The sequence below is a fragment of the Mycobacterium sp. NGS26 genome (assembly GCF_059813025.1).
In genome coordinates, this window is sequence record NZ_JCALDU010000005.1 from 286,785 (window position 1) to 310,008 (window position 23,224).

At 68.6% G+C, this 23,224-nt stretch carries 18 protein-coding genes and 1 pseudogene; 12 read left to right on the top strand and 7 right to left on the bottom strand.

Annotation, left to right across the window (positions count from 1 at the left end):
* The first annotated feature begins 5 nt into the window (after window positions 1–5).
* From AC5Y6X_RS18395 to AC5Y6X_RS18425, 7 genes are all read left to right on the top strand, one after another.
* Complete coding sequence (locus AC5Y6X_RS18395; protein ID WP_499988171.1) at window positions 6–1,322, top strand: MCE family protein; 1,317 nt, start codon at window positions 6–8, stop codon at window positions 1,320–1,322.
* On the top strand, window positions 1,319–2,359 hold the full coding sequence (locus AC5Y6X_RS18400) for a virulence factor Mce family protein (RefSeq protein WP_324677197.1): 1,041 nt from the start codon (window positions 1,319–1,321) through the stop codon (window positions 2,357–2,359). Before AC5Y6X_RS18395 ends, AC5Y6X_RS18400 begins: the two co-directional genes overlap by 4 nt.
* Entirely contained in the window at window positions 2,356–3,915 is a 1,560-nt protein-coding gene (locus tag AC5Y6X_RS18405) for a virulence factor Mce family protein (protein WP_499988173.1), read from the top strand. Before AC5Y6X_RS18400 ends, AC5Y6X_RS18405 begins: the two co-directional genes overlap by 4 nt.
* Window positions 3,912–5,468, top strand: coding sequence for a virulence factor Mce family protein (locus AC5Y6X_RS18410; RefSeq protein ID WP_499988175.1), 1,557 nt, complete (start codon window positions 3,912–3,914; stop codon window positions 5,466–5,468). The genes AC5Y6X_RS18405 and AC5Y6X_RS18410 overlap by 4 nt, the downstream gene beginning before the upstream one ends.
* Window positions 5,465–6,634, top strand: a complete 1,170-nt coding sequence (locus tag AC5Y6X_RS18415; RefSeq protein ID WP_499988176.1) for a virulence factor Mce family protein — start codon at window positions 5,465–5,467, stop codon at window positions 6,632–6,634. The genes AC5Y6X_RS18410 and AC5Y6X_RS18415 overlap by 4 nt, the downstream gene beginning before the upstream one ends.
* Window positions 6,628–8,175: a virulence factor Mce family protein gene (locus AC5Y6X_RS18420; RefSeq protein WP_499988178.1), complete on the top strand. Its 1,548-nt coding sequence runs from the start codon at window positions 6,628–6,630 to the stop codon at window positions 8,173–8,175. Before AC5Y6X_RS18415 ends, AC5Y6X_RS18420 begins: the two co-directional genes overlap by 7 nt.
* Before the next feature lie 194 nt (window positions 8,176–8,369).
* On the top strand, window positions 8,370–8,867 hold the full coding sequence (locus tag AC5Y6X_RS18425) for a hypothetical protein (protein WP_499988180.1): 498 nt from the start codon (window positions 8,370–8,372) through the stop codon (window positions 8,865–8,867).
* 325 nt (window positions 8,868–9,192) lie between these two features.
* On the opposite strand, the gene AC5Y6X_RS18430 is transcribed toward AC5Y6X_RS18425, so the two are convergent.
* Window positions 9,193–9,858: a TetR/AcrR family transcriptional regulator gene (locus tag AC5Y6X_RS18430; protein ID WP_499988181.1), complete on the bottom strand. Its 666-nt coding sequence runs from the start codon at window positions 9,856–9,858 to the stop codon at window positions 9,193–9,195.
* A gap of 96 nt (window positions 9,859–9,954) precedes the next feature.
* On the opposite strand from AC5Y6X_RS18430, the gene AC5Y6X_RS18435 reads away from it, so the two are divergent.
* Genes AC5Y6X_RS18435 through mhpA form a run of 3 tightly spaced genes read left to right on the top strand, consistent with a single transcriptional unit; the run spans window position 9,955 to window position 13,606 of the window.
* Complete coding sequence (locus AC5Y6X_RS18435; protein ID WP_499988183.1) at window positions 9,955–11,085, top strand: VOC family protein; 1,131 nt, start codon at window positions 9,955–9,957, stop codon at window positions 11,083–11,085.
* Window positions 11,082–12,020, top strand: coding sequence for a fumarylacetoacetate hydrolase family protein (locus AC5Y6X_RS18440; protein WP_499988185.1), 939 nt, complete (start codon window positions 11,082–11,084; stop codon window positions 12,018–12,020). The genes AC5Y6X_RS18435 and AC5Y6X_RS18440 overlap by 4 nt, the downstream gene beginning before the upstream one ends.
* On the top strand, window positions 12,017–13,606 hold the full coding sequence (gene mhpA, locus AC5Y6X_RS18445) for a bifunctional 3-(3-hydroxy-phenyl)propionate/3-hydroxycinnamic acid hydroxylase MhpA (RefSeq protein ID WP_499988186.1): 1,590 nt from the start codon (window positions 12,017–12,019) through the stop codon (window positions 13,604–13,606). Before AC5Y6X_RS18440 ends, mhpA begins: the two co-directional genes overlap by 4 nt.
* Here mhpA and AC5Y6X_RS18450 read toward each other — a convergent pair.
* Window positions 13,548–14,426, bottom strand: a complete 879-nt coding sequence (locus AC5Y6X_RS18450; protein ID WP_499988187.1) for a universal stress protein — start codon at window positions 14,424–14,426, stop codon at window positions 13,548–13,550. The genes mhpA and AC5Y6X_RS18450 overlap by 59 nt on opposite strands.
* A 141-nt stretch (window positions 14,427–14,567) precedes the next feature.
* Here AC5Y6X_RS18450 and AC5Y6X_RS18455 point away from each other — a divergent pair, with 141 nt between their 5' ends.
* Complete coding sequence (locus AC5Y6X_RS18455; RefSeq protein ID WP_499988189.1) at window positions 14,568–15,656, top strand: peptidase M42; 1,089 nt, start codon at window positions 14,568–14,570, stop codon at window positions 15,654–15,656.
* A gap of 77 nt (window positions 15,657–15,733) precedes the next feature.
* A pseudogene (locus tag AC5Y6X_RS18460) lies at window positions 15,734–17,099 on the top strand (HNH endonuclease signature motif containing protein).
* Between the two features lie 17 nt (window positions 17,100–17,116).
* Here AC5Y6X_RS18460 and efeB read toward each other — a convergent pair.
* The 5 genes from efeB to AC5Y6X_RS18485 are packed head-to-tail and all read right to left on the bottom strand — an operon-like array spanning window position 17,117 to window position 23,221.
* On the bottom strand, window positions 17,117–18,403 hold the full coding sequence (efeB, locus tag AC5Y6X_RS18465) for an iron uptake transporter deferrochelatase/peroxidase subunit (protein WP_499988191.1): 1,287 nt from the start codon (window positions 18,401–18,403) through the stop codon (window positions 17,117–17,119).
* 1 nt (window position 18,404) lies between these two features.
* Entirely contained in the window at window positions 18,405–19,649 is a 1,245-nt protein-coding gene (efeO, locus tag AC5Y6X_RS18470) for an iron uptake system protein EfeO (protein ID WP_499988192.1), read from the bottom strand.
* Complete coding sequence (gene efeU / locus AC5Y6X_RS18475) at window positions 19,609–21,216, bottom strand: iron uptake transporter permease EfeU (protein WP_499988194.1); 1,608 nt, start codon at window positions 21,214–21,216, stop codon at window positions 19,609–19,611. The genes efeO and efeU overlap by 41 nt, the downstream gene beginning before the upstream one ends.
* Window positions 21,217–21,261: 45 nt before the next feature.
* Complete coding sequence (locus AC5Y6X_RS18480) at window positions 21,262–22,098, bottom strand: DUF3097 domain-containing protein (RefSeq protein WP_499988196.1); 837 nt, start codon at window positions 22,096–22,098, stop codon at window positions 21,262–21,264.
* A gap of 52 nt (window positions 22,099–22,150) precedes the next feature.
* Window positions 22,151–23,221 (bottom strand): ABC transporter ATP-binding protein, encoded by a 1,071-nt coding sequence (locus AC5Y6X_RS18485; protein ID WP_499988198.1) that lies wholly within the window; start codon window positions 23,219–23,221, stop codon window positions 22,151–22,153.
* Between the last annotated feature and the right edge of the window lie 3 nt (window positions 23,222–23,224).

Here is a 23,224-nt window from a genome sequence, read left to right on the forward strand (position 1 = left end):
CCGCCATGACAGCCCCGGCCCCGAAACTCAAGGAGAACCCGCCACGGATCCCGCCGTACAAGACGGCGGCCGCGGTGTTCCTGGTGATCTCCACGGCGGCGTTGGCGTTGGTGTGGCTGCAGTTTCGGGGCGAGCTCACGCCGACGACGCGGTTGACGATGGTGGCTCCCCGGTCCGGCTTGGTGATGGATCCGGGATCGAAGATCACCTACAACGGCGTGGAAATCGGGCGGGTGGCCGGCATTTCGGAGATCCAGCATGACGGCAAGCCGGCGGCCAAGGTCGTCATGGACGTGAATCCGAAATACATCGAGCTGATCCCGGCCAACGTGGACGCGAACATCAAGGCGACCACGGTGTTCGGCAACAAGTACGTGGCGTTGACCTCGCCGAAAAACCCTGCGCCACAGCACATCAACCCGCAGCAGGTGATCGACGCGAGGTCGGTGACGACGGAGTTCAACAGCCTGTTCGAGACGCTCACCACGATCGCGGACAAGGTGGACCCGGTCAAGGTGAACCTGACTTTGGCCGCGGCCGCGCAGGCGCTGGCCGGGTTGGGCGACAAGTTCGGGCAGTCGATCGTCAACGGCAACGCCATCCTCGACGACATCAACCCGCAGATGCCCCAGATCCGCCACGACATTGCGCAGCTGGCGGCCCTGGGCGACACCTACGCCAACGCGGCGCCGGACCTGATCGACTCCCTCAACCACGCGGTGGTCACGGCGCGCACGCTGCACCGGCAGGAGGCCGACCTGGACGCTGCGTTGCTGGCCGCGACCGGGCTGGGCAACACCGGCGCGGACATCTTCGCCCGCGGCGGGCCCTACCTGCAGCGGGGTGCCGCCGACCTGGTGCCCACCGCCCAGCTGCTCGACACCTACAGCCCGGAGATCTTCTGCACCATCCGCGGCTATTACGACACGGAACCCAAGGGCTACGAAACGACGGGCGGCGGCAACGGCTACGCGCTCAAGACCATGACCGAGCTGACGTCGGGATTGGGCGGCATTCTGACCCTCCCCGGGCTGGTCGGCACGGTGGCCACAGCGGGGCTGCTGGGGGTGGCCGGGCTGGTCGGCGGCGCGCCGAATCCCTATGTGTATCCGGACAATCTGCCCCGGGTGAACGCTCGCGGCGGCCCGGGGGGCGCGCCGGGTTGCTGGCAGCCCATCACCCGCGATTTCTGGCCGGCGCCGACCCTGGTCATGGACACCGGTGCCAGCCTCGCGCCGTATAACCATCTGGACACCGGCTCGCCGTACGCGATCGAGTACGTGTGGGGCCGCCAAGTCGGGGACAACACGATCAACCCATGAAAATCACCGGCTCCGCCCTCAAACTCGGCATCGTCTCATTGGTGCTGGCGCTGATCACCGCGTCGATCGTCGTGGTCTTCGCCCAGATGCGCTTCAACCGCACCAACAGCTATTCCGCCGAGTTCCACAACGCCACCGGCCTGAAGGACGGCCAGTTCGTCCGCGCCGACGGCGTGGAGATCGGCAAGGTCAAAAAGGTGCGGCTGGTCGACGGCGGCACCCGGGTGATGGTGGACTTCGCCGTCGACCGCTCGATACCGCTCTATCAGTCGACGACCGCGCAGATCCGCTATCTCAACCTGTTCGCCGACCGCTACCTGGAGCTCAAGCGCGGCGAGGGCGAGGGCGCCGACCGGATCCTGCCGCCGGGCGGGTTCATCCCGCTGTCCCGCACGTCGCCGGCGCTGGATCTCGACGCCCTGATCGGTGGCTTCAAGCCGCTGTTCCGGGCGCTCGATCCGGAGAAGGTCAACACGATCGCGTCGGCCATCATCACCGTGTTCCAGGGCCAGGGCGGCACCATCAACGACATCCTCGACCAGACCGCGCAGCTGACCGAGCACCTCGCCGAGCGCGACCAGGCGATCGGCGAGGTGATCAAGAACCTGAATGTCGTGCTGGACACCACGGTTCGGCATCGCAACGAGCTCGACCAGACCGTCGACAACTTCGAGCGGCTGATCACCGGGCTGCGCAACCACGCCGACCCGCTGGCCGCCGGCACGGCGAACATCAGCAACGCCGCCGGAACGGTGGCCGAGCTGCTGGCGGACAACCGGGCCTTGCTGCACAAGGAGATCAACTACCTGCAGGCCCTGCAGCAGCCGCTCATCGACCAAAAGGATCGGCTCAGCGATCTGATCCACAAGACGCCGACCGCCCTCAACCTGATCGGGCGCAGCATCGGCCTCTACGGCGACTGGGTGAACTTCTACGTCTGCGACCTGACGATCAAATGGAACGGGTTGCAGCCCGGCGGCCCGGTCCGCACGGTCAAGCTCTGGCAGCAGCCCACGGGCAGGTGCACGCCGCAATGAGAACGCTGACGGAATTCAACCGCGGCCGTGTCGGTCTCATGGGCATCACGGTGCTGGTGCTCGGCGTCGCCGTCGGCCAAAGCTTCACCAGCGTCCCGATGCTGTTCGCCAGTCCGGTCTACTACGGGCAGTTCACCGACACCGGTCAGCTGAACAAGAACGACAAGGTGCGCATCTCCGGCGTGAATGTCGGCAACGTGCAGGCGCTCGACATCGACGGCGACCACGTCGTGATCAAGTTCTCCATCGGCACCAACAGCATCGGCACCGAGAGCCGGCTCGCGATCAAGACCGACACCATCCTGGGCAAGAAGGTGCTCGAGATCGAGCCGCGCGGCGCCAAGAAATTGCCACCCGGGGGTGTGTTGCCGCTGGGCCAAAGCACCACCCCCTATCAGCTCTACGACGCGGTCTTCGATGTCACCAAGGCCGCCACGGGCTGGGACATCGAGAGCGTCAAGAAATCGCTGAACGTGTTGACGCAGACCATCGATCAGACCTACCCACACCTGAGCCCCGCCCTCGACGGCCTGGCCAAGTTCTCCGACAGCATCGGCAAGCGCGACGACCAGATCAAGCACCTGCTCGCCCAGGCCCACCAGGTGGCCAGCGTGCTCGGTGACCGAAGCGAGCAAATCAACCGGTTGCTGGTCAACGCGAAGACGCTGCTGGCCGCGTTCAACGAACGGGGACGGGCCATCGACGCCCTGCTGGGAAACATCTCCGCGATCTCGGCTCAGGTGCGGGGGTTCATCAACGACAACCCGAACCTGAATCCCGTGCTGGAGCAGTTGCGCACGCTCAGCGACGTGCTGGTGGCGCGCAAGGACGACCTGGCCCAAACCCTCACGTATGTAAGCCAATTCGCCGCGTCGCTGGGGGAATCCGTCGCGTCGGGACCGTACTTCAAGATCGTCCTGGCCAATCTGCTCCCCTACTGGGCGCTGCAACCGTGGGTCGACGCCGCCTTCAAGAAGCGCGGCATCGACCCGGAGAACTTCTGGCGCAGCGCCGGGCTGCCCGCGTTCCGCTGGCCCGACCCGAACGGCACCCGGTTCCCCAACGGCGCGCCGCCGCCCGCACCGCCGGTGCTCGAGGGCACCCCGGATCATCCGGGGCCGGCCGTCCCGCCGGGAACGGCGTGCTCCTACACCCCGGCGCCCGACGCGCCACCGCGGCCGTGGAACCCGTTGCCGTGCGCGGGTATTGACGTTGCCCCGTTCGGCGGAAGCTTCCCGGCGCAGATCGACGTGCAGACGTCCCCGCCCAACCCGAACGGGCTGCCACCGACCCCCGGCATTCCGATCGCCGGGCGACCGGGCGAGCCGCCCCCGGACCTCCCGGGCACGCCGGTGCCGCTGCCCGCCCAGGCGCCGCCGGGGGCGCGCACCGAAAACCTGCAACCGGCCGGACCCGCTCCGCCGCCGTCGACCTTCGCGCCCGGGCTGCCCCCGGGGCCGCCCGCGCCGCCGGGACCCGGGCAGCAGCTGCCGGCGCCGTTCATCAACCCGGGCGGCGCGGGAGGCAGCGGCATCACGGGAGGTAACCAGAATTGAGCACCCGCTTCGACATCCGAAACCTGCGGCGCCGGAGGACCGTCGTTGCGCTGGTGGTCGCGCTGGCCCTGGTCGCCGGGCTCATCGGCTGGCAGCTCTACAAGAAGCTGACCACCAACACCGTGGTCGCCTACTTCCCCGCGGCGAACGCGCTCTATTCCGGGGACAAGGTCCAAATCATGGGCGTACGCGTGGGTTCGGTCGACAAGATCGAGCCGGCCGGCGACAAGATGAAGGTGACGTTTCACTACAACAACAAGTACAAGGTGCCCGCCAACGCGTCCGCCGTGATTGTGAACCCCACGGTGGTGGCGTCGCGGAGCATCCAGCTGGAGCCGACCTACAAGGGGGGCCCGGTGATGGCCGACCACGCGGTGATCCCCATCGAGCGCGCGCAGGTGCCGACGGAGTTCGACCAGCTGCGCGAGAGCGTCGCCAACGTCATCGACAAACTCGGCCCGACGCCGCAGCAGCCCAAGGGCCCGTTCGGTGACGTCATCGAGGCGTTCGCCGACGGGCTGGCCGGCAAGGGCAAGCAGATCAACACGACGCTGAACAGCCTGTCGCGCTCGCTGACCGCGCTGAACGAGGGCCGGGGCGACTTCTTCGCGGTGGTGCGCAGCCTGGCGATGTTCGTCAACGCCCTGCACAAGGACGACCAGCAGTTCGTCGCGCTGAACCACAACCTGGCCCAATTCACCGACCGGCTAACGGGATCCGACCAGGGCCTCGCCGATGCGATACAGCAGTTCGACAGCCTGCTGTCCACCCTGCGCCCGTTCCTGGACAAGAACCGCGAGGTGCTCGCGCACGACATCGACAACCTCGCCACCCTGACCACCACGCTGGTCCAGCCCGATCCGCTGAACGGGCTGGAGACCGCCCTGCATGTGCTGCCGACGCTGGAGACCAACCTCAGCCAGATCTACCACCCGTCGCACGGCGCGGTGATGTCCATCCCGGCCATCCCGAACTTCGCCAACCCAATGCAGTTCCTGTGCAGCATGATTCAGGCCGGTAGCCGGCTGGGCTATCAGGAATCCGCCGAGCTGTGTGCGCAATACCTGGCGCCGATCCTCGATGCGATCAAGTTCAACTACCCGCCGTTCGGGCTGAACCTGTTCAGCACCGCCGAGACGCTGCCCAAGGAGGTCGCCTACTCCGAGCCCCGGCTGCAGCCGCCGAACGGGTACAAGGACACCACGGTGCCCGGGATCTGGGTGCCCGATACCCCGTTGTCGCACCGCAACACCCAGCCCGGCTGGGTTGTCGCGCCGGGCATGCAGGGCACACAGGTGGGGCCGGTCACGGGCGGCCTGTTGACCCCCGAATCCCTGGCCGAACTGATGGGCGGCCCGGATGTTGGACCCCCGCCGCCGGGGCTGCAGACCCCGCCAGGACCGCCGAACGCCTACGACGAGAACCCGGTGGTGCCCGTCATCGGGCAGAACCCGCCGCAGGTGCCGATCCCGCCGCCGCCACCGGCGCCGGGCGTGATCCCCGGACCCGTCGCACCGACGCCGGCGGCCGCGGCGACGGGAGCCGGATCATGATGGGCGCCTTGGCTATTCGGATCCGGCACCGGGCCTGGCAGGGGCTGGCCCTGCTGGCGAGTGCCGTGGCGCTGACGTCGTGCGCGAAGTGGCACGGGATCGCCAACGTGCCGATGCCCGGTGGGCCGGGCAGCGGGCCCGGCTCCTACACCGTCTACGTGCAGATGCCCGACACGCTGGCGCTGAACGACAACAGCCGGGTGCGGGTGGCCGACGTGTTCGTCGGCACGGTGCGCGCGATCGCCCTGAAGAACTGGGTGGCCACGCTGACGCTGCGACTGGACAAGAGCGTCAAGTTGCCCAAGAACGCCACCGCCAAGATCGGGCAGACGAGCCTGCTCGGCTCCCAGCACATCGAGCTGGCGGTGCCGCCCAACCCGTCCCCCGAGCTGCTGAAGGACGGCGACACCATCCCGCTGAAGAATTCGTCGGCGTATCCCACGACCGAGCAGACGCTGGCCAGCATCGCCCTGATCTTGCACGGCGGCGGCATTCCCAACCTCGAAGTGCTGCAGAACGAGGCCTACAACATCCTGCACGGCCGAGCCGACCAGATCCGCGCCTTCCTCGGCAAGCTGGACACCTTCACCGCCCGGCTCGACGAGCAACGCAACGACATCACCCGGGCCATCGACTCCACCAACCGGCTGCTGGCGTACGTGGGTCCCCGCTCGGACGTCCTGGAGCGGGTCCTCACCGAATTCCCGCCGCTGATCAAACATTTCGCCGACAAACAGAATCTGCTGATCAACGCGGTCGACGCGACGGGACGGTTCGGCGGACTCGTCGACCAATACCTGTCCGCCTCGCGTGGCGACCTGCACCAGGACCTGCTGTCGCTGCAGTGCCCGTTGCGGGAACTCGGCCGTTCCTCCCCGTATCTGATCCAGGCGCTCAAGCTGATCCTCGTCCGGCCGTTCGACGTCGACGCGGTGCCGAAGTCGTTCCGCGGCGACTACTTCAACCTGTCGCTGACGGTCGACCTCACGCTGAGCGCGGTCGACAACGCGGTCCTCACCGGGACCGGGTTCTCCGGAGCGCTGCGCGCGCTCGAGCAATCGTGGGGCCGTGACCCCGAAACGATGATCCCCGACGTCCGCTACACGCCGAACCCGAACGACGCCCCGGGCGGGCCGCTGGTCGAAAGGGCGGACAGGCAATGCTGACCCGCTTCATCTGGCGCCAGCTGATCATCTTCGGCATCCTGAGCGCGATCACGGCCGTCGTGCTGGGCTGGTACTACTTGCAGATCCCCACCGCGGTCGGAATCGGCCAGTACACGCTGAAGGCGGACCTGCCCACGTCGGGCGGGCTGTACAAGACGGCCAACGTGACCTATCGCGGTGAGACCATCGGCACGGTCACCGCCGTCGAGCCGAGCCACACGGGCGCGCGGGTGACCATGAGCATCGGCAGCCGCTACAAGATCCCCGTCGACGCCTCGGCGAACGTGCATTCGGTGTCGGCGGTCGGCGAGCAGTATCTGGACCTGGTGTCGGTGGGCAACCCCGGCGAATACCTCTCGCCGGGACAGACCATCACCAAGGGCACCGTGCCCACCGAGATCGGGCCAGCGCTGGACGCCGCCAACCGCGGGCTGGCCGCGCTGCCCAAGGACAAGATCGCCTCGCTGCTCGACGAAACGGCCCAAGCGGTAGGCGGATTGGGCCCCGCGCTGCAACGACTGGTCGACGCGACTCAGGCGATCGCCGGCGACTTCAAGACCAACATCGCCGACGTCAACGACATCATCCAAAACTCCGGGCCGGTCATCGACAGCCAGGTCAACTCCAGCGACTCGATCGAGCGCTGGTCGCACAACCTGAACACATTGGCGGCGCAGAGCGCGGAAAACGATCAGCACCTGCAAAGCATCCTGACCCAAGCGACCCCGACCGCCGATCAGGTCAACGAGGTCTTCGGCGACGTCCGCGAGTCGCTACCGCAGACGCTGGCGAATCTCGAGATCGTGCTGGACCTGCTCAAGCGCTACCACAAGGGCGTCGAGCAACTGCTGGTGTCCTATCCGCAGGGCGGGGCCGAAGGCCAGACGGTGACGGCGCCCTTCCCGGGCTACGCCGCGCTCGGCACCTCGCTGACGATCAACCAGCCGCCGCCGTGCCTGACCGGATTCCTGCCCGCATCCGAGTGGCGCTCCCCCGCGGATACCAGCCTGGCGCCGATGCCGTCCGGAACCTATTGCAAGATCCCGCAAGACACCCCGGCCAACGCCGTGCGCGGCGCGCGCAACCTGCCCTGCGTCGACGTGCCAGGTAAGCGCGCCGCGACGCCGCGGGAGTGCCGCGACCCGAAGCCCTACATCCCGTTGGGCACCAACCCCTGGTACGGCGACCCGAACCAGCTGTTGACGTGCCCGGCGCCCGCGGCGCGCTGCGATCAGCCGGTGAAACCCGGCCTGGTGATACCCGCGCCGTCGATCAACAACGGCGTCAACCCGGCGCCCTCCGACCGGGTGGCGGGGACACCGCCGCCCGTCAGCGACGTGCTGCAGCGCCCGGGATCGGGCACCGTCCAATGCAACGGTCAGCAGCCGAACCCCTGCGTCTACACCCCCAGCGGGCCTCCCTCGGCCGTCTACAACCCGCAGCGCGGCGAGCTGGTGGCGCCCGACGGGGTCAGGTACGCGGTCGAGAACTCGACCAAGACGGGGGACGACGGCTGGAAGGACATGCTCGCGCCCCGCTAAACGTCTGGGGCACAACTCTTTTCGCTCGCGAGATGGAACCGTCGGCGGTGTTGATGCCTGCCCCGGGTTTGCACCGGTCCGGCGCGGCCGGTCGGCTTGACACTGACCGCACGTACAGTCATATAATTAGCGCCGGGGTTCGGGTGCCGCGCCCACTCGGCGGCCGGTCGGTGAACCCCGGAGATCGGAGCGAGATGCCGGAAGTGATTGGCCTGGGCCAACTCCGGAGCGACGCGTGTGCGTATCTCGAGCGGGTGGCCGCCGGCGAGACGATCGATGTCGTCCGTCGCGGCAAGCTCGTGGGCCGGATCGTGTCGGTCGGCGACTGGCGGGTGGCCCCGATCCCCGCGCGATCCGTCCAACTCCTCGCCCCGAGCGCCGGCGGTTGGGTCGGGCTCGACGAGCTTCGAACCCGCGCCGGGCGGTGCTTCGATCGGGTTGCGGCCGGAGAGACGATCTACGTCGTCCGTGGCGGCACGTTGCTGGCGCGGATCGTGCCGGCCGGCGACTCGGCGACCGCTCCGATCCCGGCCGACACCGGTCGGCAGATCGAGCTGGACGAGCTGCGCAAGCGTGCGGGTCGCTGCCTCGATCGGGTCGCGGCGGGCCAGACGCTCGACGTCGTCCGCGGCGGCGCGGTGGTTGCTCACATCGTGTCGGCCGCCGGAAACGAGGCACGCAAGACCGCCTGATGAGGGTGTGAGCGGAAACACGGTTGCCTAAGTTGCCCAGTCCAGTTGGTTAGCCTAACCTAACCAGAACTCTGGACGGAAGGGCTCACCGTTGGCGATTTGGCGGCCGATCGTTCCCCATGCCGACGCCTCTCGGCGTGCCTGGCTGACCTGTCCGAACTGCGGATGGGGCCGCAACAGGTGTTCGGAGTGCCGAAGCACCCGCAACTGCGGCTCGCACTGGCAGTACCTGTTGGGCAATCGGGCCACGCGGGTCAGCCTGCAATGCCCGGGTTGCGCCAACCTGTGGTCGATCGACACACGAAATCGCTAGCGGCACAACAGTTTAGGACTCGACCAGCGCATCGTCGGGCAGCGGGCGCAGGCACACCGCGTGCGCCTCGTCGGCGCTCAGCCCGAAGAGCCGCAGCACGTTCTCGGTGACCGTGTCGGCGGCGCGCCCGTCGTCACGGTCGGGATCGTCGCGGAACAGCTGTCCCAGCCCCAACAGCGCGCCGCCGGCCACGGCCAGCGCGAGTGCCGGGTCCGCGGCAACCTCACCGCGGAACCTGCCCGCGTCGGCACCGGCCTTGATGTCGCGCAACGCCCGTGGCGCCAGGCCGCGGTCCGACGACAGCAGTGCGGGCCCGTTCGCCAACAAGATCTCGCTCTCCTGGGGGCGCCGCCGGAACAGCCGGCCGGTCAGCCGGAAGCTGGTGGCGAACGTTTCGGCGGGGTCGTCGATCGACTCGGTGAGCCGGTCCAGCATCGCCCCGTGGGCGTCGAGCACCTCGGCGACCGCGGCCTCGAACAGCTGCTCCTTGCTGTCGAAATGGTTGTAGAAGGAACCCATTCCGACGTCGGCGGCCTGGGTGATCTCCAGGACCGGCACGTTGATCCGCCCCTCGGCGATCAACCGCTGCGCGGCCTTGACCAGCGCCGCCCTGGTGCGCCGTTTGCGCCGCTCCAGGCGGTTGGACGACGGCGCCGACTCGTCGGGAACCGTGCTCACGAGTAGAAGTATGCATCACTTTTGAGGATTTCATCATTAGCCTTGACTGAACGTTGCCTCGTATGTGACGATTTCGTCAGTTAAAGGAGACGACGAATGATGCCGACGAATGCCACCCACCGCGGCCTGCACAGTGAGCACGGCGGGCTCCCCGATGAACACCCGGGCCGCTCGCGGAATCCGATCATCAAGATCGCCGACATCGCCTGGCTGGAGTTCGAGAAGCCGGACCTGCCCCGCACCGAGGCGTTCGCGCGGGCCTTCGGCTTCCACGCCGCACACCACGGCCCGGACGAGCTTCAGCTGCGCGGCACCCGCGCCGGCGCACCGTGTGTGATCGTGCGCCGAGGTCCGCGGACCCGCTTCAGCGGCGTGGCGTTCCGGGCCTGCGACGAGGCCGACCTGCTGCGGCTGGCCGACAAATCCGGCGCCGCTGCGCGGCCGCTGCCGGAAACCATCGGCGGATTGTCGGTCGACCTCACCGATCCCAGCGGCATGCCGGTGCGCGTCGTCGCCGGCATGCACGAGCTTCCCGAGCTTGCGGACCAGCCGCCGCACGTTTTCAACTTCGGACGCGACGCGCGGCGCACCAACGCCGCCCAACGTCCCCCGCGCGCGCCCGCGCGGGTGCAGCGCCTGGGCCACCTGGTGGTGCAGTCGACGAAGTACCTGCAGACGTTGAACTGGTATCTGGACAACCTGGGAATGATCGTCAGCGACTTCCTGTTCTTTCCCGGCCAGCGCCGACGCGGGCCCACCATGAGCTTCACCCGCTGCGACCGGGGATCGACGCCGGCCGATCACCACACGCTGGCGCTCGCACTGGGCCCGGCGAACCGGTACGTGCACTCGGCTTACCAAGTCAGCGACCTCGACGCGCTCGCGGCCGGTGGCGAATACCTCAGGGAGAAGGGATATTTGCGGTCCTGGGGAATCGGCAGGCACATCCAGGGCAGCCAGATATTCGACTACTGGCGCGATCCCGATGGCTTCCTGGTGGAGCACTTCGCCGACGGCGACCTGTTCGACAACACGCTCGAACCCGGCTGGGCGCCCTTCACCGCATCCGGGTTGGCCCAATGGGGGCCCCCGGCGAGCAGAGACTTTCTCGGGACCAACCTCAAATCCGCCCCCCACGAACTGATTTCGATGATCGCCGCGCTTCGCGACAGCAACGAGTTCGACATTCGCCGCCTCGCCGGCCTGCTGAAGGTGGCCACCTCATGAGTGTCTCGATCCTGCGCACCGCCGACGCGTGGTGGCGCAAAACGCCGAAGGGCGCGGTGCAGATCGACACCGACGCGACCACGACCGCGCAGCTGCTGGCCGACCGCGCGGCGATCGATGCCGCCGCCGCGGGCACCGACGCCGTCGCGGTCGAAACCCTGAAACTGGTCTCGCCGGTTACCAGACCGTGCCGAGTCGTGGCCCAGATGACCAACTTCGCGTCCCATGTCAAGGACGCCGGCATGGACCCGGCGACGGTTCCGCTGACCTTTTTTCGCAAGGCGTCGGCGTCGATCAACGGCCCGTTCGACGACATCGTCAAACCCGAACACGTCAAGCTGCTCGACTACGAGGTGGAGATCGGGCTGGTGATCGGGCGCCCGATCCCGGTCGGCACCAGCATCTCCGACGCCAACCTCGCCGAGCTCATCGCCGGACTGGTCGTCACCAACGACGTTTCCGCGCGCGACATCCAGCTGCCGCAGACGCAGTTCTACGAAGCGAAGTCCTATCCGACGTTCACGCCGGTCGGCCCGGAGTTGGTGCTGCTGAGCGCCGACGAGCTCGACAGGTTCGGCGAGCTTCGGCTGCGGCTGAGCGTGAACGGCGAGGAGCGGCAGAACGCACTCGTCGACGGGGACATGCTGTACCGGCCATTGCAGGCGCTGCAATCGCTGACCCAGTTCCAGGAGCTCGCCCCGGGCGACCTGATACTCACCGGCACCCCGGTCGGCACCGCGCTGAGCGCGCCGCCCAAGCCGCTGCAGCTCATCGGAAACCTGTTGCCGCCGACGATCAAATGGAAGGTGTTCTTCAAACGTCAGGCCGGTAACCCGAAATATCTGCGGCACGGCGACGTCGTGGAGGCCTCGGTGGCCACCGACGACGGGGCCATCGACCTGGGGACGCAGCGCACCGCCGTCCGATTCGCGTGACCGGCAAGGCTATTCGGCACGTTCCCGTCGTCCCCGTCGTCCCCGTCGTCCCCGTCGTCATAGTCGGCGCCGGCCCGACGGGTATCACCGCGGCCACCCTGTTGGCCCAATACGGCGTGGAATGCCTCGTCCTGGACCGCTGGCCCGGCGTATACCCGCAGCCCCGTGCCGTCCATCTGGACGACGAAATCTACCGCATCATCGCCCGTATCGGGGTCGCCGAGAAATTCGCGGCCATTTCACGGCCCACGACGGGTTTGCGGTTGCTGGACAATCGATTCAGGGTGCTCGCCGAGTTCCACCGCGACACATCCCGCAGCCGCAACGGCTTCCCGCAGGCGAACATGTTCGACCAGCCGGAGTTCGAGGCGCTGCTGCGAGCGAACCTCGAGCGCTTTCCGAAAGCGCAATTGCGCGGCAACGCCGAAGTCACCGGGGTGACGGCGGGCGAGAATCTCGTGCGCGTCATCTACACCGACCACTGCGACGGGCGGACCCATCATGTCGATGCCGAGTACCTGCTGGGCTGCGACGGCGCCAACAGCATGGTGCGCACGCACATCGGCTCGGTCATGCGGGACTTGAGGTTCGAGCAGCGCTGGCTCGTTGTCGATATCGCCGCCGAGGCCGAACTGCACCAGTGGGAGGGCGTACATCAGCTCTGCGACCCGGTTCGCGCCGGAACCTACATGCGCATCGGAGCGGGGCGCTACCGCTGGGAGTTCCAGCTGCTGACCGGCGAAACCGCCGGCGACTTCGGCACTTTGGAGGCGTTGCGGCCGCTGATCGCGCCGTGGACCGCCGACATCGCGGACGCTGAGTTGACGCTGCTGCGGGTCGCCGAGTACACCTTCCGCGCCCAGATCGCCGATCGCTGGCGCCGGGGCAACATCTTCATCCTCGGCGATGCGGCCCACCTCACTCCCCCCTTCATCGGCCAGGGCATGTGCGCGGGACTGCGGGATGCCATGAACCTCGCCTGGAAGATAGCCGCCGTGCGCGACGGCACGCTCCCGGCAGACATCCTGGACAGCTACGAGCAGGAGCGAAAGCCACACGCCCGGGCCATGATTCGGCTCGCGCTCACCGTCGGGTGGTCCATGACCGGCGGCGGACGGGTGGGCAGCCTGTTGCGCCGCGCGCTGCTTCCCCGGGTGCGGCTAATCCCGGGCCTGCGCAACAAGGTCGTCGACTCCACCACCCCGGCGTTGCACTCTTCCGCGCTGGTGCACAAGACCCGCCGGGCGCGCCAGCTCGCCGGCACGCTCTGCCCGAATCCGCCCCTGCCCGAACGTCATCGGCTCGACGACGTGCTTGGCGCGGGCTTCGCGATGATCACGAGCAGCCCGCCGGGTGCTCAGGCAGAAGCATCGCTGCGCCAGCGCGGCATCGCCGTGCTGGCCGTCGAGGCCGGCACCGCGCTTTCGACGTGGCTGCACCGCGGGGGCGCCGCGGCCGCGATCGTGCGTCCCGACCGAACGGTCATGCGAGCCGACCGTGACGTTGCCGCGCTGTGCGCGTGGACGCTCACGACGGTCGGGCGACGATCAACGGCCGGTGAACCGAATGCAGGACGGCGTTGCTGACCGAGCCCAGCATGCCGGTCAGGCCGCCGCGGCCGTGGCTACCCACGACGACAAGCTGTGCGCCCTCGGACTTTTCGACGATTTGTCGCGCCGGGCGGTCGCGCACGAGCAGCCGGTACACCGCCACGTCGGGATAGCGTTCTTGCCAGCCCGCCAGGCTCTCGGCCAGACTGCGTTCCGCTTCGGCCTCCACCGCCGCCCAGTCCAGACCTGCCAGGTCCAACACGGCAACGTCGCTCCACGCGTGCAGGGCCATCAGGTCGACGCCCCGGCGAGACGCCTCGTCGAAGGCGATCTCCGTCGCGAGCTCGGACGCCGGTGAGCCGTCGATCCCCACCAGGACGGGCGCGTGCTGCGGATCCGGCGGCGACTCGTCGTCGTCACGGATCACCGCAACCGGGCACTTCGCGTGCCGCACCACCGTCGAACTGACCGAACCGAGCACGCCGCGGGCCAGCAACCCTCGTCCGGAACTGCCGACGACCACCATCTGCGCCTCGTCGGACATTTTGAGCAGCGTCAGCGCCGGGGTCGAATACACCAACTCCCGGTTGATGGTGACCTTCCGGTCCGCCGCGTCCTCGGCGATCTTGATCGCGTGCATGACGAGCTTCTTGCCCTCGTCTTCCAGCCGCACCACGAAGGAGTCGGGGTATGGGACCGGCGGCCAGGTCGTGGTGGGCGTCACCACCGCGTGAACCACGGTCAGGCAGACGTTTCGCATCGCCGCTTCGCGGGCCGCCCAGCTCACGGCGGCGTTCGATGCGGGCGAGCCGTCGACCGCGACGACGATGCCGAGTTGTTTGGCGGATGCCGACATCTCGTTCTCCTCTCGTCAGGAGTCGTCAGGAGCGACGCTATACACCGCGGCCATGGTCCGTCGTGAGGCTTTGGTCCTCAACCACCGGGGTAAACGGCGTCGGGGGCCGATACCGTTGCCGGTGAGATAAAGGGGGACCTCATGGAACACCGCGACCACGACTCCACCGACGGCCTGTTGCAGGAACTGTTATGGACCTACGGACCGTGCGGCCAGGAAGACGCGGTGCGGGCCGTGTGCGCCCGCGAACTGCTCCCCCTCGTGGATGACATGTGGACCGATGACGCCGGCAACCTGGTCGGCCACATCCGCGGCGCCGACGATCTCGCCGGGTCCGCGACGCGGGTCATGGCGCACATGGACGAGCTGTCGATGCTCGTCAAGCGCATCGAACCCGACGGCACGCTGCACCTGACGCAGCTGGGCACGATGTACCCCGGCAACTTCGGGCTGGGCCCGGTCGCCGTCCTCGGCGATCACGAGACGTTCAGCGGGGTTCTGGCGCTCGGCTCGGAACACACCACCAAGGAGAGCCCGCGGATCTGGGAGACCAAACCCGACGGGGGCGACCGGGCGCTGGACTGGGGGCATGTCTACGTCTTCACCGGCCGCAGCCCCGAGGAGCTGGCCGCCGCGGGGGTGCACGCGGGCACCCGGGTATGCGTGGATCGCAGCAAGAGGACGCTGGTCGACATGGGCGCCTATGTCGGCAGCTACTTCCTCGACGACCGCGCCGCCGCAACCGCCCTGCTGCGCGCCGCCCAGCTATTGCGCGAGCGCGGCCAACGACCCGCCGGCGCCGCCTATTTCGTGTTCACCACCAACGAGGAGATCGGCGGGGTGGGCGGCTCCTACGCCAGCGCGTCGCTGCCCGGCACGCTGACCCTTGCCCTGGAGGTCGGGCCCACCGAACAGGAATACGGGACCAGCGTCGCCGGCGGTCCGATCGTCGGCTACAGCGACGCGCTCTGCGTCTACGACAAGGATGTCGCCGACCGGCTGATGCAAATCGCGACCGATCGGGACCTTGCGCCGCAGGCGGCCGCGCTGGGCGCATTCGAGTCGGACGCCTCCCACGCGAAGGCCAACGGGCTGACGCCGCGCGCGGGGTTGCTGTGCCTGCCCACGCTGAGCACCCACGGTTTCGAAGTAATGGCCCGCGGCGCGATCGACGCGATGGCCGTGATCGTCGCCGACTTCCTGCTGCAGCCGGGCGCTGGAGCGAGTTAGTCCACAGTTGCGGCTTTATCCACAGTTTGCGCGATTGGCGATGTTGATTCGCACAGGTGTTCGATAGATTGGGGGGCATGGGTGCGAGCAGTCGTGAGGAGATCGTCGAGGTCTTCGGCGCGCTCGACACCGCCCTGGACCGGTTGGGCCAGTTGTCCTTTGAGGTGTTGACCACCCCGGAACGACTGCGAACCCTCGAGCTGCTCGAATGCGCGACGCGGCGGCTGCGCGCCCCGCAACACACCCTGATCAACCAGATCGGCGCCCACGCCTGCGCCGAAGAGCTGGGCGGCACCCTGCGCACCGCGCTGGCCGACCGGCTGCGCATCACCCGAACCGAGGCCGCCCGGCGCATCGACGACGCCGAGGACCTCGGTGAGCGGCGCGCGCTGACCGGCGAGTTGTTGGCGCCGCGGTTGCCCGCGACCGCCACCGCCCAACACCGCGGGCCTCATCGGCGACGGGCACGTGCGCGTGATCCGGGGTTTCTTTGCCCACCTGCCCGCCGAGGTGGATTTGTCTATCCGGGAGGCCGCCGACGCCGATTTGGCCAAGCACGCCGCCCACTACCGCCCCGACGAGCTGGCCCGCTACGCCCAGCGGATCATGGACTGGCTGCACCCCGACGGCGACTTCAGCGACACCGAACGCGCCCGCAAGCGCGGCATCAGTTTGGGCGCCCAGGAATACGACGGCATGTCGCGCCTCAGCGGCATGATCACCCCCGAGCTGCGCGCCGCGATCGAGGCCATGCTGGCCAAGCTGGCCGCCCCCGGCGCCTGCAACCCCGACGACCAAACCCCGATCGTCGACCAAGCCCCGGATGAGGAGGCGGTGCGCCGCGATCACCGCACCGCAGCCCAGCGCAACCACGACGCGTTCCTGGCCGCACTGCGTGGCTTGTTCGCCTCCGGAAAGTTGGGGCGGCACAACGGGTTGCCGGTGTCGATCATCGCGATGGCCACGCTGCGGGAGTTGGAGGCCGCCGCGGGCAAGGCGCTGACCGCCGGCGGCACCCTGGTGCCCATGACCGATGTGATCCGCTGGGCCGGCCACGCCCACCATTACCTGGCGGTCTTCGATGGCGCCAAGCCGCTGGCGCTGTATCACACCAGGCGGCTGGCCTCCCCCGCCCAGCGCATCATGCTGTACGCCAAGGATCGCGGGTGCACCAGGCCGGGCTGCGACGCCCCGGCCTATCACAGCCAGGTCCACCACGTAACAGGATGGACGAACACGCGGCGCACCGACATCACCGACCTCACCCTGGCCTGCGGCCCGGACAACAGACTCGTCGAGAAGGGCTGGACCACCCGCACCAACACAAGAGGCGAAACCGAATGGATACCACCCCCACACCTCGACCGAGGCCAACCCAGAACAAACAGCTTCCACCACCCCGAACGATTCCTGCGCGGCCAAGACGACGACGAACCCGTTTGACCGGTTGCGAAATATGTTCAGCTGAACAGGCTTTGCGCGATGTAATGCCCCTCGGCCGGTGCGGGCGGCACCGCGAAGATGGCCGAGCCGATGTGCCGGATGTATTCGTTGAGCAGGTCGTTGGCCCCGAGGCGGTTCTGCAGCCGAATGAAATGCTGCGGATCGTTCTGGTAGGAGACGAACAGCAGACCGGCGTTGAGTTGGCCGTTGGCGTCCAGGCCGTCGGTGTAGTTGTAGGACCGCCGGCGGATCATGATGCCGTCGTTGTTTTCCCGGGCGGCCAGGCCGACGTGCGACCGCGGGTCGATGAGCGGATTGCCGTCGTCGCCCTTGGCGGCGAAATCCGGCGTGTCGAACTCGGTCTTGCCGCTCAGCGGCGCACCCTCTTCCTTGGTGCGCCCGAAGATCCTCTGCTGATTGCCGATCCGGTCGACGTCCCAGGTCTCCATCAGCATCCGGATCTTGCGGACGACTTGGTACGTCCCGCCGTTCATCCAGGGGTGGTCGCTGTTGGCGACCCACACGAAGCGGTCATACTCGGCGTCGGTGCTGATGTTGCGGGTACCGTCCTTGAACCCCAACAGGTTTCGCGGGGTGTGCTGGCCCGGGCCGGCCGAGGCCCGCCCGAACCCCAGCACCGCCCAGAACGGTGACACGATGTTGCGCCCGAGGCGAGCCAGGTTGCGCACGGCGTGGTAGCACACCTGCGGGTCGTCGGCGCAGGCCTGCACCGACAGGTCGCCGCCATGCAGGCGGGGATCCAGGTTGTCCCCGTTGAGCGAGGGCAGGTCGGTGAACACCGCGGGCCGCCGCGCGGCCAGCCCGAACCGGTCCCCGAACAGCGACGGCCCCAACCCGATGGTGACCGTGAGGCTGGCCGGGCTCAGCCCGTAGGCCTCCCCCGTGTCGGTGGGAGGCTGCACCTCGACCTGCGGCTGCACGGTGCCCACGGGATTTCCCTGCTGCAGCACCGAAGCCGCGGCCGACCAGCGCGCCAGCAGGCTCTGCAGGTCGCGACGGCCGGCGCCGGCGGCCAGCGAGAAGGACATGAAAACGGCGTAACGCTGTGGGAGCGTGGCGATTCCGCCCTGGTGCGCCTGGCCGTAAAAGGGGTAGCTGCGGCGCAGGTCGACGGTGTCATTTTCGTCGCCGCGGTGTGCGGCCGCGGTCGCGTAGCCGGCGAACCCGCCGCCGACGGCGCCGACTGCGGTGCCGGTCAGCCCGGCCAGCATGGCGCCGCCCAGCATGCGCCGGCGCGACACCTCGGTGGTGTCCGTGGGTTCGGCGAGTTCGTCGTCGGTCATGTCAGCGCGCCGAGACGACTTTTTGGGCGACGGTGGACAGGCTCTGGTGCAGCGGCTGGATCACCGCGGTGAGTTTGGTTGCGTCGCTTGCCTGTAGCGCGGGGGTATACGGCCGATAGCCACCGAGCGCCGACGGGTCGCGGTAGCCGTCCAACACTTTCAGCACCGCCTGGAACTGCTGGTCGATCTGGTTGACCAGGTTGGCGTCGATCTTCTCCAGGCCCGGCCGCAGCGAGGCGTAGGCCTGTTGGGCGCCTTCGACATTGCCCGAGAAGTCGACCAGGTCGATGTGGCTGAAGGCCTCCTCCTCGCCGGTGATCTTGGTGTTCTGCACCTCTTCGATCAGGTCGCTGGCACCGTTGGCCAAGTCCTCGGGCTTGTATTGCAGGGTGGCCACCGTGGTGTTCAATTTGGCTACGTTGCTTACCAATTCGGTGCTCAACGCCTTGGTGGCCGGGGTGATTGCGTTGCCCTGCCACAGGTCGCGTTCGATGGCGTGGAAGCCCTTCCACCCGACCTTGGCGTCCACCGGGGTGGACGCCCGCATGTCGATCAGGTAGTCGAGGTTGCCGGCGTTGTCGCCGACCGCGAAGCCCGGCAGGACGAAGCCCTCCACGCTGGATTCCGATCGCTCCCAGGGCAGCCGCGCCTTGGCGTAGGCCGTCTTCGCGGCGTCGACGTTGCCCGATTGAACCGCGGCGTCGAGCGCCTTCACGCCGTCCTGAAGCTGACCGATCTGGTTGACGATGTAGGCGGCATAGTCCTTGGTGCCCTGGGCGAGGATGCTCGCCACCGTGCCCGTCGGCCCCGCCGGCGCCTGACCCGTCACCGTGAGGGTCTGATACTCGGTGCTGGCGCCGGGGCAATACAGCTGATAGGAGCCGCCGTCCAGGGTGACGGTGAACGACACCGGATCCAGCCCGGGCGCCAGGTTCTCCTTCTCACCGACGATGCGCTGGTCCCTGAGCAACTCCATCTCGGTGATCCCCGGCGCGCTGGCGTTGACCACCGTGAAGGTCACCGGCCCGGCCGGCACGCTGGTGGTGTCCAGCGCGCAGCTGTCCTTGCCGCCGTTGTTGACCATCGTCACCTTGACGGCGTTGGCTTGCCCGGGTTTCGCGGGGCTGGAGCTGCCGCTCGAGTGGCCGCACGCCGCCGCGGCCAGCGCCGCGACCGCAACCAAAGCCGGTGCGGTCAGCCAGAATTCACGGGACCGGCACCGTGCCCGGACGGTGCGATTCACCATCGATGGATCTCCTCTCCTGTTCTATCGCGCGGTCGCCGCGCCCCGAGGCCACCGCGCCCACGGCGCAGGCCACCGCGAAAGCGCCCAGCACCAACGGAAGCCAGACCTTCCAGAGTTGCCGCTCGTCGCGCTCGTGCGCGTAGGCCGAGATGTGCGCCGCCGTCGCCTGGTCTTCGGCGGCGGCGGTGGACCAGTCGCTGGGCAGCGCGCCGACGCTGACGGTCTTGGGTCCGGTGAGGCCGCCGCCGGTGAGCACGGCCGTGCGGTTGCTGGCGGCTTGAGCGCTCACCACCGAATCACCTTGGGCCAGAACGGTATAGGCGGTGGTCGCGGCCCACTGCGCCTGGAAGGGGCCCGGGGTGCGGGCGAGCGTCACGCCCACCGGCAGCCGGCCGCCCGTCAGGCTCGACAACTCCTGCAGGGTGACCGTCGGCGGGCTGGGCCCGGGGTCGGTGGGAACCGTCGCCTGCCACACCCGGACCGCGATCCCGCCCAGGGTCTGGTCGCCGCCGGCGGCGAGTTCGACGGTGCTCGGCCCGCCCTCGCCCGTGATCGCCAACGAGCGTCCGCCCGGTGTGGCGAGCAGCGACACGCCCGCGGTGTGGCCGAGGCGATCGGTGACGGTGCGCGCCCGCGGCCCGGGCGCAGAGCCGCCGGCGGGCACCATGATCGCCGGCAGCGCCGCGGCGACGAGCAGGGCCGCCGAGGCTCCGGCCAGCAGCCGGCGCCGGGTTCGCGGCGCCGCGCCGAGCCGGGCCGGCCACAGGAACACGACGAGCACAGGAACCGCGTAGAGCAGCCAGCCCAGCACCTCGATGAGCCGGGGGTCGGCGGGCAGCCCGAACACGCCGGTGATCAGCGCGCCCAGCATGGATTGGCTGGGCATCCAGGCCGAGAAGTCGAACACCTGTCGCTGGCCGATGGTCACCCAGCCCGCCTCGTGCGCGGTGCGCAGGCCGCCCATCACCAGCCCCGCGGCGATCAGCACCAAAAACACCCCGGTGACCCGGAAGAACCGGCCGAGATTGAGTTTCAGACCACCGAAGTACAGGCCGACGCCGAGCGCGATCGACACCGCGATGCCGGCGGTCCCGCCGAGCACGGCGAACCAGCGGTTGCCGTGCGACGTCTCGGCGGCCGCCAGCAGGAACACCGACGTCTCGAAGCCCTCCTTGAGGACGGCGAGAAAGGCCATGGCGACCAGGGCCAGAGCGCCGCCCCGGTTGATCGCCTGGCGGGCCTCCCGCTCGAGCTCGCCCTTGAGCCGCGGGGCGTTGCGGTTCATCCAGATGATCATGGAGGTCACGAACACCACCGCGATGGCGTTGATGACGGTCTCCATCATCTCCTGCTGGGCCTGCGGCAGGGTCGCCGAGACCAGGTCCAGCCCAACCCCCACCGCGACGCTGATCAGCACGGCCAAGCCGACGCCGGCAAACATCGGGCGCACCGACTGGCCGTTGCGCTTGAGGAAGGCGCCCACGATGCTCACGATGAGCGTCGCCTCCAGGCCCTCGCGCAGGCCGATGAGGAAAGTGCCTATGAAAACGCCGTATACGCCCTGCATCCACCCGATTCCTGTCCCGCGCTCAGGCGGGCAGTTTACCGGTATTCAGGGGCCGGCCGGCTGCGTCACGAAGTCGATGACCTCCTCGACCCGGCCGATCAGCGCCGGCTCCAGGTCGTTCCAGTCGCGCACGCGCGAACGGATGCGCCGCCAGGCCCGGGCGATGTCCGCCTGGTTGGCGTGCGGCAGGCCGAGCGCTTGGCACGCGCCGCGCTTCCACTCGACGCGCCGCGGCACCGCAGGCCACGCCTTGAGGCCGAGCCGCTGCGGCTTCACCGCCTGCCAGATGTCGACATACGGGTGGCCGACGACCAGGGTGTGCGCGCCGCCCGGCCCGCGGCGCACCGCGTCGGCGATCCGCGCCTCCTTCGAGCCCGCGACGAGGTGGTCGACGAGCACGCCCAGCCGGCGTCCGGGGCCGGGCTCGAACTCGGTGACGATGCTCACCAGGTCGTCCACCCCACCGAGGTGCTCGACGACGACGCCCTCGATCCGCAGGTCCTCGCCCCACACCTGCGCGACGAGCTCGGCGTCGTGGCGGCCCTCGACATAGATCCGGCTGGCGCGGGCGACCCGGGCGCGGACGCCGGGCACCGCGACCGATCCCGACGCCGTCCTGCCCGCGGCGGCCGGTGCCGACGGGCGCGGCGCCGTGAGGATCACCGGGCGGCCGTCGAGCAGATACCCGGGGCCGAGCGGAAAACCGCGGGTGCGCCCGTGCCGGTCCTCCAGCTCGAGCCTGCCGTGTTCGACGCGGACCACCGCTCCGACATAGCCGGTCTCGACATCCTCCACGACGAGGCCCAACTCGGCCGGGTGCTCGGTCGAACGGGGCTTGCGCCGGCCGGTGGCGAGAACGTCGGGCCCATAGCGATCCATCACGCGGCAATACTAGGAAGCGTTGCGGCCGAACGCCGTTATGGCGCGCCGCGCACTAGGTGATTCGCCGGCCGTCGACGCCGAAGAAGTGCAGGTGCCCCGGTTCCGGATGCAGGCGCACGCGGCTGCCCTTCTCGGGCGGGTGACGGCCGTCGGCGCGGGCGACGACGTGTTGCTCGATCGCCTTGCCGGAGCTGGTGATTCGGCCATACAGGTAGGCGTCCGCCCCCAGCTCCTCGACCACGTCGACCTCCATCTCGACGCCGAGGTCGCCCAGCTCGAAGTGCTCGGGACGGACCCCGACGACGACCTCGCCTGCAGTGACGGCGATCTCACGCGGCAGCCGGATCGGCCAATCCCCCAGGGACACCGTTGAATCCACGATCGGCAGGGTGAACAGGTTCATCGCCGGCGACCCGATGAATCCCGCCACGAAGACGTTGCCCGGGTTGCGGTAGAGCTCGCGGGGCGTCGCGAACTGTTGCAGCACGCCGTCGCACAGCACCGCGACCCTGTCCCCCATCGTCATGGCCTCGACCTGGTCGTGGGTGACGTACACGGTGGTGGTCTCGAGCCGCCGCTGCAGCGCCGCGATCTGGTTGCGGGTCTGCACCCGCAGTTTGGCGTCGAGGTTGGACAGCGGCTCGTCCATCAGGAACACCTGCGGGCGGCGCACGATCGCCCGCCCCATCGCCACCCGCTGGCGTTGCCCACCCGACAGGTCCTTGGGCTTGCGATCCAGATACGGTTGCAGGTCAAGCAGTTTCGCCGCGGCCAGCACCTGCTCGCGGATCTCGGCCTTGGGTGTCTTGGCGATCTTCAGCGCGAAGCCCATGTTCTGCGCGACGGTCATGTGCGGGTAGAGCGCGTAGTTCTGAAAGACCATCGCGACATCGCGGTCCTTGGGGTCGACGTCGGTGACGTCGCGGTCGCCGATCAGGATCCGGCCGGAGTCCAGCGTCTCCAGTCCGGCCACCATCCGCAGCGACGTCGTCTTGCCGCATCCCGACGGCCCCACCAGGACGACGAATTCGCCGTCGCCGACGGCCAACTCGAGGCTGTCCAGGGCGGGTCGGTCCGCGCCCGGGAAGCGCCGCGTCGCTCGTTCGAAAGTCACCGAGGCCATGGG

Bases quoted from the DNA above. Each gene is read 5' to 3' on its own strand.
- AC5Y6X_RS18425 (WP_499988180.1), top strand. From the start codon at position 8,370: ATGCCGGAAGTGATTGGCCTGGGCCAACTCCGGAGCGACGCGTGTGCG.
- AC5Y6X_RS18485 (WP_499988198.1), bottom strand. From the start codon at position 23,221: ATGGCCTCGGTGACTTTCGAACGAGCGACGCGGCGCTTCCCGGGCGCG.
- efeU (WP_499988194.1), bottom strand. From the start codon at position 21,216: ATGCAGGGCGTATACGGCGTTTTCATAGGCACTTTCCTCATCGGCCTG.
- AC5Y6X_RS18450 (WP_499988187.1), bottom strand. From the start codon at position 14,426: ATGTCGGCATCCGCCAAACAACTCGGCATCGTCGTCGCGGTCGACGGC.
- AC5Y6X_RS18455 (WP_499988189.1), top strand. From the start codon at position 14,568: ATGGAACACCGCGACCACGACTCCACCGACGGCCTGTTGCAGGAACTG.
- AC5Y6X_RS18415 (WP_499988176.1), top strand. From the start codon at position 5,465: ATGATGGGCGCCTTGGCTATTCGGATCCGGCACCGGGCCTGGCAGGGG.
- efeB (WP_499988191.1), bottom strand. From the start codon at position 18,403: ATGACCGACGACGAACTCGCCGAACCCACGGACACCACCGAGGTGTCG.
- AC5Y6X_RS18435 (WP_499988183.1), top strand. From the start codon at position 9,955: ATGATGCCGACGAATGCCACCCACCGCGGCCTGCACAGTGAGCACGGC.
- efeO (WP_499988192.1), bottom strand. From the start codon at position 19,649: ATGGTGAATCGCACCGTCCGGGCACGGTGCCGGTCCCGTGAATTCTGG.
- AC5Y6X_RS18420 (WP_499988178.1), top strand. From the start codon at position 6,628: ATGCTGACCCGCTTCATCTGGCGCCAGCTGATCATCTTCGGCATCCTG.
- AC5Y6X_RS18395 (WP_499988171.1), top strand. From the start codon at position 6: ATGACAGCCCCGGCCCCGAAACTCAAGGAGAACCCGCCACGGATCCCG.
- AC5Y6X_RS18440 (WP_499988185.1), top strand. From the start codon at position 11,082: ATGAGTGTCTCGATCCTGCGCACCGCCGACGCGTGGTGGCGCAAAACG.
- AC5Y6X_RS18400 (WP_324677197.1), top strand. From the start codon at position 1,319: ATGAAAATCACCGGCTCCGCCCTCAAACTCGGCATCGTCTCATTGGTG.
- AC5Y6X_RS18405 (WP_499988173.1), top strand. From the start codon at position 2,356: ATGAGAACGCTGACGGAATTCAACCGCGGCCGTGTCGGTCTCATGGGC.